The 16,221-nt window shown below is 39.6% G+C and carries 12 protein-coding genes and 1 riboswitch; of the genes, 10 read left to right on the top strand and 2 right to left on the bottom strand.

The window, feature by feature from the left end:
• The first annotated feature begins 88 nt into the window (after positions 1–88).
• Positions 89–1,288 carry an MFS transporter gene (locus tag NSS67_RS29195; RefSeq protein ID WP_339317265.1) on the top strand — a complete coding sequence of 400 codons (1,200 nt, stop codon included), beginning with the start codon at positions 89–91 and terminating at the stop codon, positions 1,286–1,288.
• 62 nt (positions 1,289–1,350) lie between these two features.
• On the opposite strand, the gene NSS67_RS29190 is transcribed toward NSS67_RS29195, so the two are convergent.
• On the bottom strand, positions 1,351–3,045 hold the full coding sequence (locus NSS67_RS29190) for a PucR family transcriptional regulator ligand-binding domain-containing protein (RefSeq protein ID WP_339317264.1): 1,695 nt from the start codon (positions 3,043–3,045) through the stop codon (positions 1,351–1,353).
• A 199-nt stretch (positions 3,046–3,244) separates the two neighbouring features.
• On the opposite strand from NSS67_RS29190, the gene NSS67_RS29185 reads away from it, so the two are divergent.
• The 7 genes from NSS67_RS29185 (at position 3,245) to NSS67_RS29155 (ending at position 11,276) form a co-directional block, all read left to right on the top strand.
• A complete protein-coding gene (locus tag NSS67_RS29185) occupies positions 3,245–4,111 on the top strand; it encodes a DUF2877 domain-containing protein (protein WP_339317263.1) in 867 nt (288 codons plus the stop codon).
• Positions 4,112–4,126: 15 nt separating this feature from the next.
• A complete protein-coding gene (gene fdrA / locus NSS67_RS29180) occupies positions 4,127–5,674 on the top strand; it encodes an acyl-CoA synthetase FdrA (RefSeq protein WP_339317262.1) in 1,548 nt (515 codons plus the stop codon).
• A gap of 2 nt (positions 5,675–5,676) precedes the next feature.
• Entirely contained in the window at positions 5,677–7,104 is a 1,428-nt protein-coding gene (locus tag NSS67_RS29175) for a DUF1116 domain-containing protein (RefSeq protein ID WP_339317261.1), read from the top strand.
• 98 nt (positions 7,105–7,202) lie between these two features.
• Positions 7,203–8,348: an ankyrin repeat domain-containing protein gene (locus NSS67_RS29170; RefSeq protein WP_339317259.1), complete on the top strand. Its 1,146-nt coding sequence runs from the start codon at positions 7,203–7,205 to the stop codon at positions 8,346–8,348.
• A gap of 31 nt (positions 8,349–8,379) precedes the next feature.
• Positions 8,380–9,330 carry a carbamate kinase gene (arcC, locus tag NSS67_RS29165; RefSeq protein ID WP_339317258.1) on the top strand — a complete coding sequence of 317 codons (951 nt, stop codon included), beginning with the start codon at positions 8,380–8,382 and terminating at the stop codon, positions 9,328–9,330.
• 23 nt (positions 9,331–9,353) lie between these two features.
• Positions 9,354–10,808 (top strand): cytosine permease, encoded by a 1,455-nt coding sequence (locus tag NSS67_RS29160; RefSeq protein ID WP_339317257.1) that lies wholly within the window; start codon positions 9,354–9,356, stop codon positions 10,806–10,808.
• Between the two features lie 15 nt (positions 10,809–10,823).
• Positions 10,824–11,276 (top strand): nucleoside deaminase, encoded by a 453-nt coding sequence (locus NSS67_RS29155; RefSeq protein WP_042124600.1) that lies wholly within the window; start codon positions 10,824–10,826, stop codon positions 11,274–11,276.
• 65 nt (positions 11,277–11,341) lie between these two features.
• On the opposite strand, the gene NSS67_RS29150 is transcribed toward NSS67_RS29155, so the two are convergent.
• Positions 11,342–12,214: an alpha/beta hydrolase gene (locus tag NSS67_RS29150; RefSeq protein ID WP_339317256.1), complete on the bottom strand. Its 873-nt coding sequence runs from the start codon at positions 12,212–12,214 to the stop codon at positions 11,342–11,344.
• Between the two features lie 121 nt (positions 12,215–12,335).
• On the opposite strand from NSS67_RS29150, the gene NSS67_RS29145 reads away from it, so the two are divergent.
• Entirely contained in the window at positions 12,336–13,577 is a 1,242-nt protein-coding gene (locus NSS67_RS29145; RefSeq protein WP_339317254.1) for a Zn-dependent hydrolase, read from the top strand.
• Between the two features lie 225 nt (positions 13,578–13,802).
• Positions 13,803–13,888, top strand: a riboswitch (cyclic di-GMP riboswitch).
• 89 nt (positions 13,889–13,977) lie between these two features.
• On the top strand, positions 13,978–16,221 hold the full coding sequence (locus tag NSS67_RS29140; RefSeq protein ID WP_339317253.1) for an EAL domain-containing protein: 2,244 nt from the start codon (positions 13,978–13,980) through the stop codon (positions 16,219–16,221).

Here is a 16,221-nt window from a genome sequence, read left to right as displayed (position 1 = left end):
TTAAACTATCCTCTAATGTGCTATAACTAATCCTACGTACTGCAGAGTTCACTCTTTTAGGATTTATTCGTGAGGGGAGATTTAGTTTTTGCATTCACCACAGATACAAGACAACAAGAGATCGTTATATATCGTTGTACTCATTACAGGAATTATACTGGTAGCCTTTAATTTACGCCCTGCTATTACATCCGTAGGTCCATTAGTGGGCATTATTCAAGCAGATGTAGGACTTGCACACTGGAGTGCAGGTTTATTAATGAGTATACCTTTGATATCCTTCGCTGTTATGTCGTCTCTCGTTCCTAGAATAGCTGCTCGTATGTCCAATGAGAAGACGCTATTATTAGGTTTGGTTATTCTTTTGGTCGGTATTTGCATTCGATCTATTTCAATGACGCTCTTTATTTTCTTTGGTACGTTATTGGTGGGAGTAGGTATAGCCATCGGGAATGTTCTATTGCCTGTAGTTGTGAAGGAGAAATTCCCACGAAAATTCGGTCTAATGACAAGTGTATATTCCACTTCTATGGGATTGTTCGCATCGTTAGCATCAGGTATTAGTATTCCTTTAGCCCATGATCTGAAGCTTGGGTGGAACGGAGCCTTAATTGTATGGGGAATTCCGACAATCATAGCGATCTTGGTATGGATCCTTCTAATTCGATTAAATCCAGCCAAAGGTAATGCAGTAAAGAGCGTAAGCATCAGTGCTAAGCAAATCTGGCGTTCACCACTCGCTTGGAAAATAGCTTTATTCATGGGATTTCAGTCTTCATTATTTTATATAACGATGTCTTGGTTACCTGAAATCTTATATAACTATGGCATAAGTAGGGGGACAGCAGGTTGGTTGCTATCCTTCACACAAATTGTTGGCGTACCCGCTAGTTTTCTTGTTCCTATTCTTGCAGGACGACTACGCTCTCAAGTGTGGATTGCATTCGCATTAGGTATGTGCTCCATTGTTGGTTATGGGGGACTATGGATGGGCTCATCTTACCCAACAATGATCCTAAGTATTATCTTGATTGGTATCGCTTTGGGAGGAAATTTCCCACTGGCCTTAAGTTATATCGGAATTCGTGCCCGAAATGGAAATCAAGCTGCAGAATTATCTGGAATGGCTCAATCAACGGGATACATGCTTGCAGCAATTGGACCTATATTGATCGGGTATTTATACGATATGACCCAAGTGTGGACGATTCCACTGATCACACTGATCGTTATTTCAGGAGTCGTGATGACGTTTGGAATGTTGTCTGGTCGAGATAAGTATGTATAATAAAACTCCCCATATAGAGACAGGTGAAATAATGAAACCTGCAGCTGTATGGGGAGTTTTTTTTAAATCGTGTTATTTAAAATACTAAATATCTTTAAAGCTAATTGAATTCGCAGCAATTCTTCTGAATGCTTTAAGTCCAGATTTAGGATTTCCTTTATTTTCTCAATGCGATAGATCAGTGTGTTTCTGTGTAAAAACATAGCCTTTGAAGTTTCGGTGACATTCAGATTATTAATAAAGTAATTTTCTAAAGTTAACATATAACTTGTACCATGCAATTGATCATGATCAAACACTTTACCTAGACACTTTCGGAAAAATTCTTCTAAGGCAACGACCTTAATATTTGCTTCCAACAGATGGTAAACCGAATAATCTTCGAAATGTGAGACCTTGTTTTGAAGTTTTTTTTGTTGCATCAATTTAATCATTTCGTTCGCCTCAGAAAAGCTTTTATGCAGCGAGCTGATTGTACTGTATTGCTGACCAATGCCTATTAAGAGTGTTTCCTTCGTCCTTTGAATAAGTACCTCGAGTAGTTCATTTGCGTATAGCTTGGTATCACTAATTGAAACAGGAGGTTTTTCTTCATTTTGTCCCACTAGAATGATGACCCTATTATTTCTGTAAAAGCATTTAATTTCTCCATTCGCTTTATGCGACAAGTCATAAATGATATCCACACATTTTTTTGCAATGGACTCCATTTTGTACTTTCCAATGATCATATCTTCAAACTTATCCGCTTCGTTCATTTCAATGTTTATCACCATACTGTAATACGTATAGCTCGGATTTAATCCATGTAAATAACATAAGGTTTGCAGTGCTTCATGGGACGATATTTTCCCCGAAAGTAAATCATCAATGGAGTCCTGCTTAATTCGTATTTCAAGTTCGCTAATTTCCTTAGCTTTGATCAGCTCGAGTGCCATGATGGTGGAGGCTTGCTGCAAAATAATGTAATCAAATTCAGATAGCTCTTGCACTGTCTGCCAAATCACAATGTAGCCATAAATATAGTTAGAAGCAGCGACAGGAATCACTCGACATTTTATTTCTGCACCCTCTGAATGATAGGTCCTCTTAATAGATTTCTTCATTTCATTTAGATTGGTAGGAATCGTATCGATGAACGCTTTATTAAAAACAGGCTGTCGATTTGAAAAATCAAGATAATACTCGAGAGGACTGTTGTTCTTCGCATGTTCTGTGTGATGTAATAGCCGCCAGTCCTTGTCTACGATAATAATTGGGTTACTAATCGTTTCGGATAACATGGAAGTTATTTTGGCAATACCTCCGCCTTCAAGTGTAATTTTGAAGAACAAATTATGTATATCTAAAGTTTTTCTATTGAGCAAATCATATCTTCCAGAAACCTTCTCATTAATGATCGAGATCACGTTAGAGAGTGTATATTCAAAAGGCAGTTCTAGAAGGGGTAACCCATACTTATTGGCTTCATCAATCATGTTCTGAGGAAGCTTGTCAAAGTACCGCTTCATTTTTACAACCAATCCTGAACAGTTAAGCTCTGCAAGCTCCTTAATCATTCGATTTTGTAATTCTGCATTATTTTTAAAAATATAGCCTGTTGATAAGAGTAATTCGTTAGGTGAAAGCCAGTCAAAGGCATCGGGATTCTCAATAATGTTAACGATAGATATGGATTTATCAATTCCTTGTTCTCCAGCCACAATCTTTATTCCCTCTATTGCCTTGATCTTCATTAAGTCTTTAACGGTTAGCAATTTTTGGCACGCTCCTCAGACACACTTTTAACACATTCGCTTGTATAACATGCACAAATAGGATGCACTCTTTTTGGTTCGCTTAAACGATGACGATCCCCACCAGTATATTATATATTTAGTGCGTAAGGTAGTTACGCTTAAAGTTACCTTTGTACGATGTAACTAAAACGCAGTGAAAAGGAGGGCAATTACCTTAGTGAGCTTTGCAAAATCCGGTGATGGCGATTTTATTCAGCGAATCATTCATCATAAGTTTCATGGTTTTGTTCATAGCACGTTTAATCGCACACTCAATATTCAATGTTTGGATCGTGGAGATTTGTATACTATTGCGTGTATGGGGATCGATAATGCTCCTAATACACTTATTATTGATGTAGATCGCTTTGAAGAAGCAGATATTAGGGCGAATGACATTGTAAGCTCGGATCATTCCGTTCTATCGATTGCTAATAAGATGTCTATCATAATGGACGGTGTTAAGAGATGGAATTGTGAACTGCCTAAATATCCTTCAGAACCTGATGTCTTAGAAATGAATGTATCCACTATGAAGCAATATATCAATCTTCACGGAAATAACAGCAGAATTGAAAGGGCTTTCAAAAGCGGCGATCCTTTTGACGATGAAATGTCTAGAATGCTTCATGAACGGACGCAGTTACTTGTATTGGAATTGCGAAACGAGCGAATGTCTACTGCAATCACACATGCAACTTCACTCATAGGTCTTGGACCAGGCCTAACGCCAGCCGGCGATGATTTCTTGGTAGGATTGTTTACCGTTATGGGCACCAGGAATGATCGATATTGTTCATACCGTTCGTTTTGTGAAGAAGTCATTTTACAAGCAAAGACTTTAACAAACGACATCAGCTATATGGCATTAGAGAAAGCAGCGGTTGGTCAGGTTAGAGAGTCCATAAGTGATCTCATGGAGGCATTATTTAGAGGTAGCGAAGAGGAATTACTATTGGCTTTAAATAGGGTACTGGCCATAGGTTCCACTTCGGGTACAGATATAGCTCTAGGAATTGTTTCGGGGCTGGAAATGAACATGTAAATAGGAGGTAAAAGTATGACTGTTCAAGTTTTAGTAAAACCAAACACGTATATCGATTCCGTATCTCTGATGTCACTCTCAACAAAAGCGAATCAGATCGAAATCGTAGAACAAGCCATTATTGCAATGGGTACTGAAATGAATAAAGAGGTCATTAGAAATGTGGGCTTGATGACACCTGAAGTAGAAAGTGCCAAAACAAGTGATTTAGTGATTATTGTGAAGGCTGCCTCTGAAGAGCAATGTGAGGATGCTTTCGAAAGCATTAACGAATTATTAACGAAGAAGAAAGATTCCTCTAAAGGAAAGAGTGAGATTAAATACTCAACAATTGGATCAGCCGTAAACGGTACTCCTGAAGCTAACTTAGCGATTATTGCCGTAAATGGGAGTTATGCTCCTAGAGAAGCAAGAAAAGCTCTTGAAAATAATCTTCACGTCATGCTATTTAGCGACAATGTAAGTATTGAAGATGAAATTCAATTAAAGACTTTAGCACAAGAAAAAGGCTTGCTAATGATGGGGCCAGACTGTGGTACTGCGATTATTGGTAATGTCGCTTTGTGTTTTGCAAATGCCGTGAGAAAAGGCAATATCGGGATCGTTGGCGCATCAGGAACAGGTAGCCAAGAGGTAACGGTTCGTATTCATGAATTTGGCGGTGGAATCACACAGTTGATCGGTACGGGCGGTAGAGATCTAAGTGAAGAGGTTGGCGGCATTATGATGCTGGCTGGAATTAAAGCGTTAGAAGAGGACGATGCAACAAAGGTAATTGTCCTTGTATCTAAACCACCAGCACCAAGTGTCGAAGAGAAAGTGCTAGCACAAATTAAACAAAGTAAAAAACCAGTTGTGGTTTGGTTTGTGGGTGGGAATGAAGAAAAAGTCACCAATGCTGGCGGTCACTTTGCAAAAATGTCAAAAGAAGCGGCACTTAAAGCGGTACTTTTAGCTGGAGCAGACGAATCCAAGCTTAACAAACGAGCGTTAAATCTTCCGCTTATTGAAGAAGTGCGTGCGAAGCTAAAGCCTGAGCAAAAATATATCCGTGGACTATTTAGTGGCGGTACGCTCTGTGATGAAGCAATGCATATTGCTATGGAGAAATTCGATAATGTCTACAGTAACATTCAGAGAGATCCTGAATATCGCTTAAAAGACGTTAGAGTAAGCCAAGATCATACCTTTATTGATTTCGGAGACGACCAATTTACACAAGGTAAGCCACATCCAATGATAGATCCATCCACTCGGATTGAAAGATTTATTCAAGAAGCAAAAGATCCTTCTGTTGGTGTTATTGTGATGGACTTTGTTCTAGGCTTCGGAGCACACGAGGATCCTGTAGGCGCAATGCTTCCAGCGATTATCGAAGCGAAGCAAGCCGCTGAAGATGAAGGAAGACATCTAGAGATTATTGGATACATTCTTGGAACCGAGCTAGATAGTCAAAATATTGAGGGTCAAATTAATAAATTGTTAGCTTCTGGTGCTACACATGCTAGCAGCAGTCAGAACGCAGGTCTACTAGCAAGAGAATTCGTTGTGAAAGGAGAATAGTCATGAGTAAAATCAATGAACTTTTTACGAATAAACTAAATGTCATTAATGTAGGCATTGAGAACTTTAGAGATGATTTGTTAAAGCAAAACGCGAATGTAACTCACTTGGATTGGACACCGCCAGGCAGAGGGAATCCTGAATTAATTGCTGCGCTGGATAAGCTTGAAGATCCAAGTGTTACAGATAAAATTGAAGCTGCTAATAAAGAGGCTGTTGAGCGAATTATTAACTCGCAACCGGTACTGATTGGCTTTGACCAAGCGATCAATGTGGTTCCTGGTATGACCAAAAATACGATTTTACATGCAGGCCCGCCAATCACTTGGGAACGAATGAATGGCCCGATGAAGGGTGCGGTAACAGGGGCTATTGTATTTGAAGGGCTTGCCTCCAATATTGAAGAGGCTGCTGAACTAGCTGCGTCCGGAGAAATTATTTTCTCGCCATGTCATGAACATAACTGTGTAGGTTCCATGGCTGGTGTAACATCGGCTTCTATGTTTATGCATATTGTTGAGAATAAAACTTATGGCAATATTGCATATACAAATTTAAGTGAGCAAATGTCCAAAATCCTTCGTATGGGTGCCAATGACGAGAGTGTTATCCAGCGTCTGATTTGGATGCGTGATGTATTGGGCCCTATTTTAAGAGATGCGATGAAACTGAATCCAAATGGCATTGACTTGCGCTTAATGCTGTCACAAGCCCTTCATATGGGTGACGAGTGTCATAACCGAAATGTAGCTGGAACAACCCTGCTCATTCAAGCGCTAACGCCTTATATTATCCAGACCGACTTTACAGTTGAACAGAAAAAAGAAGTATTTGAATTCGTTAGCAGCAGTGACTATTTCTCAGGTCCAACATGGATGGCGCTATGTAAATGTGCCCTTGATGCTGCGCATGGCATTGAGAATAGTACAATTGTTACCACAATGGCTCGTAACGGAGTGGAATTCGGTATTCGTGTGAGTGGAATAGCTGGAAACATGTGGTTTACAGGCCCTGCACAACAAGTAATTGGTCCTATGTTTGCTGGTTACAAACCTGAGGATTCTGGTCTTGATATTGGTGACAGTGCGATTACGGAGACCTATGGAATTGGCGGATTCGCTATGGCAACTGCACCAGCCATTGTTTCGCTTGTGGGTGGTACCGTTGATGACGCAATTAGCTACACCACAAAAATGGCAGAAATCACAACCACCGAAAATCCTAACGTGACGATTCCAATGCTTGACTTTATAGGGATTCCAACAGGTATTGATATTCAAAAAGTCATTCAAACAGGAATAATGCCGATTATTAATACAGCGATTGCACATAAAGATGCGGGAATTGGAATGATTGGTGCAGGTATCGTTAACCCTCCAATAGAAGCATTTGAGAAAGCATTACTTGCATTAAGTGAAAATATTAAATAGAAGAGGGCTAACTTGCTTAGCCCGCCATTCTTATTTGGAACTAGACGAACATCTCGTGCTAGGTTGTGAGGGAGTGAACAATTTTGGATAATCTATCTTTGAATACGAAACTTATTGAAGCGAGCCAACAGGGAGAACTGGCTTATGTTGAGAAACTATTAAGCGAAGGTGCCAGTGTTGATTATAAAGATGCTGCGGGGCGAACAGCGTTAATGGCGGCAACTCAGAACAATCAAATCGCGATTGCTAAAAGATTAATAGAAGCTGGAAGTGACGTAAACACTAGAGATATTACACAACTCTCACCGTTTATTTGCTCAGCAGCAAATGGCTTTTATGAAATCCTGCGTCTTATGATTGCTGGTGGAGCTGATTTGAAGAGCGTTAATCGTTTTGGAGGAACAGCGCTGTTACCATCGAGCGAAAAGGGCTACTTAAAAACCGTAGAAGTGTGTATTGGTGCTGGGGTTCCAGTGAATCATGTCAACAACTTAGGGTGGTCAGCCCTGCTTGAAGCAGTCATATTGGGGAATGGTGGACGACTATATTCTGACATTATTGAAGCGCTTGTTCATGCGGGGGCGGACGTTCATTTGCCTGATCGAGATGGACTCTCATCCCTACAACGTGCCGAAGAGAACGGTCAGCATAAAGTTATGAAGATTCTAGAACAAAGCTTCCAAGAAAATAATGAATATATAAAGCAGGCAAAGGCTCTTGCTAAAAACGATCAATATGAAGAAGCTATATCCGTCATTAACAAGGCGCTAGAAGTGGAAGCTGACAGCTTGGATTTCATCTATTATAAAGGTTATTTCTTGCAAGAATTAAAGAGATACGAAGAGGCACTTCAATGCTATGAAAGCGGTTTATCTATTGACCCAGCTAATATAGAATTTTATTTCTACACAGCGAATTGTTTAAGACTTTGGAAAAAACCAGAGGAAGCTCTTCAGGAATATGATAAAGCCTGCGAGCTAGCGCCTAATGAAACGTTCTATCGCTACCACAAATCCAATTATTTAAGAGAACTTGGCCGACATGAAGAAGCGATTGTCGAGATGGAGAAGCTTCTGGCGCTTCAGCCGAATAGATATGACTTCTCTTTCCATAAGGCGAACAGTCTAAGATCGCTTGGTAAGCATAAAGAAGCTATTGAAGCTATTGAGAACGCAATTAAGAATGATCCAACTAATCCGTTATACCATTCACACAAAAAGCAATCTCTTGAGTTACTCGGCTAGCGCATAAGAATTGCAACATAGGAGGCACCAGATGAAAGAAACTGTGATTGTTGCTATTGGTGGGAACGCATTGGTCAAGGAAAATGGCCTGGATTCGATTCATGACCAATCTGAAGCAGTAAAAGAAGTTGTCGTTAATATTGTTGATATGGTGCAAGAGGGCTACAATGTCGTCGTTACACATGGTAATGGACCACAAGTAGGGTTTGGACTAAGAAGATCTGAGATTGCACATGAAATTGCCGGCATGTCTCCTGTTCCACTAGTGAATTGTGGAGCTGATACACAAGGTGGAATAGGTTATTTAATTCAACAAGCCCTAATTAATGAATTTGCAGTTAGAGGAATCCATAAGAATGTGGCTACAGTAATTACGCAAGTTGAAGTAAGCTCTGAAGATCCTAATTTCAAGAGTCCAACGAAACCAGTGGGATCTTTCTTTTCCCAAGAACAAGCTGAAGAAATGAAAAATGAGCATCCTGAATGGAGCTTTGTAGAAGACTCTGGTAGAGGATACCGTAGAGTAGTTCCATCACCAAGACCTATAGATATTGTGGAGAAAGACGCGATTAAGTCATTAATCGATGGGGGCTTTGTCGTTGTCGCTGCAGGCGGTGGAGGGATCGCAGTCGTGAAGTCTGATGATAACACGTACAAAGGTATCGATGCAGTCATCGATAAGGATTTTGCTACGAGTCTTTTAGCAGAACAAATTCATGCAGAGATATTAATTATTACAACTGGAGTGTCTAGAGTTTGCATCAACTATGGTAAACCGAATCAACAGGAGCTATCCAAGATGACGGTTGATGAGACCAAACAATATGTACTAGAAAATCACTTTCCAGCAGGAAGCATGCTGCCTAAAATTGAGGCGAGTTTAAGCTTCTTAGAGAAAAGCGGAACGCGAGTTATTATTACGAATCCGGAAAGCTTGAAGGATGCAATGAATGAACAAGCAGGCACTCATATCGTGAAGTAATTTAAGCGAGGGGAAGTGTAGATATGGATCAAGCAAAGTTAGAACAAAATTATGATAGGTACAAATCATACGGTTACGGTGAGGAATTACTACCCAAAAAGCCTGAGCAAAGAGACTGGGGAATGTCCAACTATATAACACTCTGGATGGGCGCTGTTCATAACATTATGTCGTATATGACAGTAGCAGGTTTCTTCGTCCTAGGGCTGGATACAACACAGGTGCTCTTTGCCGTTATGCTTTCAGCTATTATTGTCTCCGCATTTTATGCTTTAAATGGGTATTCTGCCTCCAAATATGGGCTGCCATTCGCGATGCTGCTTCGTGATTCATTTGGTGTAAAGGGAGCCATTATACCTGCATTAATACGAGGACTTGTTGCTGGGTTAGTATTCTTTGGAACCACAACCGTTGTAGGTGCAGAATCATTAAATGTTATATTTGCTAGATTTATTCCGAATTATATGGATTTAGGCGGTGGCTTCACACTATTCGGGCTAGCGTTCCCGACAATGATCTCTTATGCAATTCTTTGGACAGCAACGGTTCTGTTGTTCTTAGGCGGAATGAAAACATTAGGAAAGTTCGGTAACTGGTCATCGCCAGTAGTATATGTGTTCATCATCGGTGCTGCTGTTTGGGCGATCAAGATTGCTGGAGGTTTTGGCCCGATTTTAGAGTACGTACCAGCAAACCCAAGTTCAAGTCCACTAGTCTTTATTGCTTGCGTAAGTGCATTAGTATCTAACTGGGCGGGCCCTGTTGTGAATATGTCGGACTTCACGCATCGTGCGAAATCACCAAGAGCGGCTATGATTGGCTTACCAGTAGGGTTTATCTTGTCTTATATTCTTTTCGCCATTACTTGTGTTGCTTTAATCGCGGGTACTGAAATTGCATTTGGTGAGCCGATCTTCAATATCGTTCATGCCATTGATAAAATTGAAAGCACTTTCGCTGTTGTTGTATTGATTCTAGCGCTAAATGTAGGAGCAATCGCCTTCGTAGTATTTGCCAACTTATTGCCAGCTGGCTTGCAAATGTCATCTCTTTTCCCGAAAAAATTCACTGTAAAGACTGCGGGTGTCTTAACAGCCGTTGTTGGAACTTTGATTTTGCCATGGAAGCTTGTAGAAAGCACGACGACCTTATTTTACTTCTATAGCTTTATTGGGTCTATCTTTGGTCCAATTGCGGGTATTATGCTTTCAAGCTTCTTTATTCATCGGAAAAGAGTATTAGATCTTGACCATATCTATGTCCCAGCAGGTAGCAATGGTGAATATAAGAATGGTTACAACCCAGTTGCAATGGCTGTTTTAGCAGTCAGCTTCATCCTTCCTATGTCAGGCGCATTTCTTAAGGGTATCCCATTCCTAGTTAGGATGAATGATTTTGCATTCTTTAGTGGCTTAATTGTTTCGTTTGTTCTATACACCATCTTTAGCAAAACATTAAAATCATCCCAATTAAACTAGAGGAGGAATTTTGAAATGGATTACATGAAATTGGCGGTAGACGCAACGATCGAGGGTATGAACAAGAAATTTGGAGGCCCGTTTGGTGCAACGATTGTTCGAGGCGATGAAGTGATTGCAGCGGTTAGCAATACAATGATGAGAGACACGGATCCTTCTGCACATGCGGAAATGGTAGCTATCCGAGAAGCTTGCAAAAAGCTAGACACGATGGACTTATCGGATTGCGTAATTTATGCGACCTGTGAACCGTGTCCAATGTGTATGGGTGCTATCATTTGGTCAGGTGTTAAAGAAGTTCATTATTGCAGCACAAGAGACGACGCGAAAGAGCATGGCTTCTCTGATATTCATCTTCGCGAATATTTTGTGGGTCATGATGAGAGTGTTGTTAATATGATTAAAGTGGAAGCTAGAGAAGATTGCGATCATTTATGGACGCATTTCCACGAATTAAACAAGAAATAATTCAGGTGGTATCCTATATTTTCCGGCACTATTTTAGTGCCGGATTTTCCTGTTCTTTTACAGATCTACTCAGCCAGATGAAGCTGGAGAAAATCAATCACCTGATGGAGTGCTTTTTGCACAACAGGGTTATCGAAATCTTTTTCAAATACATGCTCTCCGTTAGGAATAGTAATAAGCTTCGCCGGTACTCCTTCTTTCACTAGCGCTGCTCTCATAAATACCGATTGTTCATACGGCACATCTACATCATTTGTTCCGTGCAATAGCAATGTAGGGGGGAAGTCATTAGTTACATGATGAATAGGACAGAATTTGAGGAGTTCTTCCTTATGTAGCGAAGGATTTAAGCCCGTTACTTCTTGTATCCATTGACCGGATTGTCTAGCATATAAATAGAGAAGAAAACGCTCGTCAACGCTTGCATTCGTAATGATTTGATCGGACACCGTACTTTTAGCAGTCTCTTTGGAGACGATATCTTTTTCGCAATAGAATTTACTTGATTCGAGTGCCCATGGTGCACTAATATCGCCATATCCATAGAAGGAGACAATCGCACGTGGCTTGTGGGCGAACATTCCTGTGCACAGCGCAAGGAAACCACCTGCAGAGCTTCCCACTACAGCGATCCTTGAGGGGTCAATGGAGAATTGTTCAGGTCCTTCATTCACTAACCAAAGAAGGCTATCTTGGACATCTTCAAGGATGTCAGATAGGGTTGATCTAGGGGCTAATCTATAGTCAATCGAAAATAGCGCAAAGCCATTGTTAGTGTAAAGTTGTATCATTTCCTCGGATAGATCTTCTCGATCACCCCACAGTAGGCCGCCTCCGTGAATGTACACAATAGCAGGGGCTTGGGGACGGTTTGTTTCATATAAATCAGCTTTAATTGTAAATGAGTCATTTTCTTTAAAAATAATGGTCTTCTTCATCACTATCCATTACACCTCATCAAGTATGTGATTTTTAAAGATTAGCACTTCCTCTATTGTATATCATTCACGAATTTTGATGAAACCATAATCATGAATACCCAGGATAGGAGATATTAGCATGGATAGAAAGAGAAGATATCAGGCATTATTTGATAATATTAATCAATATAACTCGGGTGATAAGGGCATCACTAGAATTGCCTATACGAATGAAGAGCAGACATGTACAAGTGCTTTTATGCGGATGTGTAAGGCTGAGCATTTAGATATACGAATGGATCATTGCGGAAATGTGATTGCTAGAAGAAATGGGAAGATAGAAGGGCTTCCACCCGTTGTAATGGGCTCTCACTTGGATACGGTTTACCAAGGAGGGAAATATGATGGTGTAGTAGGTGTAACGGCTGCCTTGGAAGTGATCAAACGTCTAAACGAAAAAGGGATTGAAACGGATCATCCTATCGAAATTATTTCTTTTGCCTGTGAAGAATCCTCGCGGTTTGGTATTTCAACTGTAGGCAGCAAAGTAATGGCAGGGTTATTTCAAAAGGAGAAATTCAAAGATTTAAAGGACAAAGATGGGATTACCATGGAAAAGGCATTTTCGCTATGCGCATTAGATTACAATAGTATTGACCAAGCGAGTAGAGTGAATGAAGAATTAAAAGCGTTTTTCGAATTACACATCGAGCAAGGTCCCGTCTTGATCAACAATAATAAGAAGATTGGTATTGTGACTGGAATTGCAGCACCCGTGAGGCTTCTTATTCAAATATCAGGGAAAGCATCCCACTCTGGAACGACGCCTATGAATATGAGAAAAGATGCTTTTCTGGGTGCTTCAGAAATAGCATTGGAGCTTGAAAAAGCAGCCAAACTCGAACAAGAATTTGGAACGGTTGCGACTCTCGGGGTGATAGATATCTTAAATGGCGCCATGAACGTGGTTCCGGGAGAGGTTGAAATTAAAATTGATATCAGATCTACTTCAGTGGCATCCAGACAACGTGTATTAGACCATCTGTATCAGACGATGTCCTCAGTACAAGAAAGTAGACAGCTTGAAATTGAGAGTACTGAAATCATATCGGAGGAACCTGTCCTATTATCGAATGAGATCAGTCATGTTCTAGAATCCATTTGTGAAGAGAAGGGGATATTAAGTCAACGGATGATCAGTGGGGCAGGGCATGATGCCATGAACATGAACAGACTATGTCCAGTAGGGCTAATCTTTGTTCCTTCAGTAGATGGACTTAGTCATCATCCCAATGAATATACAGATCTGGATGATATCATTATGGGGATTGATATATTAGAAGAAGCTGTTCTTCGTTATGCGTTCGCAAGACAAACATAGTTCGGGTTGAGAAATAAGTCCCAATGTGACATATTTAAATGTTACATTGGGCTTTAGTATCTAAATTTTATTATTGTTCGCAGAATTGTTGCTTTACATTAATGAATATTATATTAAAGTTAACATTGACATTTGTGAAAAATTTCCCAATATAATCGCAGCGGAAATAGGTCTTTTGGAGATAACCTATTTTTAATAGAGTATTTAGGATTAGTAATTGTGACAACAGAATATTGGTAAACCTATTGAAAAATAGGGACACAAAGCCATAGGGTCTAAATCTAATATAGATATGACAGTCGGTTGCACAGTGAGAGTTTTTCACTCTTATTTTTCGATACATATGAGATGTTATTATTCTGATAATAACATCTCATATGGGGAAAAGGATGATAGATACATGGATCAGACACAACTGCGAATATGGAGAATGATAGGACTCGCCATAATGGCTATGTTGATATTTAGCGGGTGTTCTTACTATTTCATAAAATGGACTTTTGGTTCTTATTTTGGTTCTTATAAGGAAGAAGCGGCTACTGCTACATCAGAAGCTACGATACATGCGAGTAAATCGATTGGAAATATGATACAGAGTGGATCAGATTACTTAGATGGAATTGCTGATTCTATTTCGGAAATTGATGATATGAATTGGGAAGAGGCCCCCAAATATCTACATCACTTTGATACAAAATATAATTTTATTCGAATTAGCATCATCAGTCCAGATGGTAAAGCCTACGCATCAGATGGGGAAATGTTTGAAGTATCAGATGAAGTAGAATTCCAAAAGGCTCTGCAGGGTATTAGCAGTATCTCTGATCCATTCTTAGATAAGATCTCCAATAAAGAAATTATCACGATCAATAGTCCACTTAAGTTTAGAGGTAAAGTGAAGGGTGCTATATCTGCCAGTAGATATACACAAGATCTTTATGAGGCTCTTGGAGCTACCTTCTTTAATGGTCATGGTTATTCTCAAATCATTGACCACAAGGGACAAGTCATTGTCAAGTCGAAGTATCACGAAGCGGATAAGTCAATTGATAATATATTCGAAAGTATAAGTCTTGATTCTAGAAATAAGAAACAACTGAAAATCTTTAGAGAGAATATAAGCACAAATAAATCTGAAATAGGAATATTTTGGATTAATGGAGAAAGCACAATGGTTGGATATTCCGGCATCCAGGGGATTGAGGATTGGTATATTCTCTCCGTGATGCCGCAAGATGTGATCATAGTTAGGGCGACCGAAATGAGCCATGCGGCTTTTCTATTTTGTATAATCATGTTTGTTTTATTATTGATCATATTTGCAAATATTTTATGGAATAAAAGAAAAACCAGGAAAAATATGGATAGGATTACCTTTGAGGATGAATTAACACATCTTTCTAGAGCAAATTTATTTGTCATAGATGCTCAGCATTTACTGAAAGAATACCCAAATACAAGGTTTGCTGTTATGCAATTTGACATTGAACAATTTAATTACATAAATGAAATTGTCGGGTTTCCCGAAGGAAATAGCATTTTGATTCAAGTGGCCAATTGCCTAACAGAAAACGCTTTAGCTGAGGATGTCATTGGACGTTTAGGGGGTGATCGTTTTATTCTTTTCACTTCGTATGAGAGTAAGTCGGAATTATTAATCCGTATGCAGGTACTTACTGAAGAAATGAGCGACTGTACGTTTGGAAATGAAGAAGGTTTTAGGATAGTAATCAATTGTGGAATTTATTGTGTAGAAGATAATCAGAGCGATATCCTCGCATGTATTGACCGGGCAGGAATCGCCTGTAAGTCCATTAAAGGTGGATACAAGAGTGCATGTATGTTCTTTGATGAACAATTGTTATTGCAGATGCACGAAGAGCAGGACATCGTAAGAAAGATGGGTCCTGCAATGACAAATGGTGAATTTATAGTATATTTACAACCGAAAATTGATCTTCGAGTGAACAGATTTCATGGCGCCGAGGCATTGGTTCGATGGAACGATCCTCAGAAGGGACTTATTTCTCCTGTAGTATTTATCCCGATATTTGAGAGGAATCGCTTTATCGTGAAATTGGATTTAATGGTGTTAGAATCAGTATGTATCATGCTGAGTAAATGGATTCAGGAAGGAATCCAGCCACTTCCGATTTCAGTGAATATATCGCTTGTAACCCTATACCATAATGAGTTCCTGATCAATTTGACGAACATTATTAACCGGTACGAGGTACCTGCAAGATTGATAGAGTTAGAACTAACCGAGTCTATTGTATTCCAAAATTTAGAATTCGTTAGAGATATTTTGTTGGATTTGAAAAGCAAAGGCTTTTCCATAGCTATCGATGATTTTGGGACAGGTTATAGTTCCTTGAATGTATTGCAATTTTTTCCTGCTGATGTCATTAAGTTAGATAGGGCATTTCTAATGAGTAAATCTAACGATGAGACAGGGAAAATAGTAATTGCCAGTATGGTCAAACTAGCTAAAGATCTGAATATGAAGGTTGTGGCTGAGGGTGTGGAGACAGAGGAGCAAATAGATTTTTTGAAACAAGTGGATTGTGAGATCGCACAAGGGTATTATTTCGCGAAACCAATGCCAGTGGAAGAATATGAAATCTTAATTAAAAGTACATAG

It is taken from the genome of Paenibacillus sp. FSL R10-2734 (assembly GCF_037963865.1).
GTDB lineage: Bacteria > Bacillota > Bacilli > Paenibacillales > Paenibacillaceae > Paenibacillus_AQ.
This window is presented reverse-complemented; position numbering and strand designations above follow the sequence as displayed.

What these genes read in the sequence shown, in the direction of transcription:
- fdrA (WP_339317262.1), top strand. Translation starts at nt 4,127, where the DNA reads ATGACTGTTCAAGTTTTAGTAAAACCAAACACGTATATCGATTCCGTA.
- NSS67_RS29175 (WP_339317261.1), top strand. Translation starts at nt 5,677, where the DNA reads ATGAGTAAAATCAATGAACTTTTTACGAATAAACTAAATGTCATTAAT.
- arcC (WP_339317258.1), top strand. Translation starts at nt 8,380, where the DNA reads ATGAAAGAAACTGTGATTGTTGCTATTGGTGGGAACGCATTGGTCAAG.
- NSS67_RS29160 (WP_339317257.1), top strand. Translation starts at nt 9,354, where the DNA reads ATGGATCAAGCAAAGTTAGAACAAAATTATGATAGGTACAAATCATAC.
- NSS67_RS29155 (WP_042124600.1), top strand. Translation starts at nt 10,824, where the DNA reads ATGGATTACATGAAATTGGCGGTAGACGCAACGATCGAGGGTATGAAC.
- NSS67_RS29150 (WP_339317256.1), bottom strand. Translation starts at nt 12,214, where the DNA reads ATGAAGAAGACCATTATTTTTAAAGAAAATGACTCATTTACAATTAAA.
- NSS67_RS29145 (WP_339317254.1), top strand. Translation starts at nt 12,336, where the DNA reads ATGGATAGAAAGAGAAGATATCAGGCATTATTTGATAATATTAATCAA.
- NSS67_RS29140 (WP_339317253.1), top strand. Translation starts at nt 13,978, where the DNA reads ATGGATCAGACACAACTGCGAATATGGAGAATGATAGGACTCGCCATA.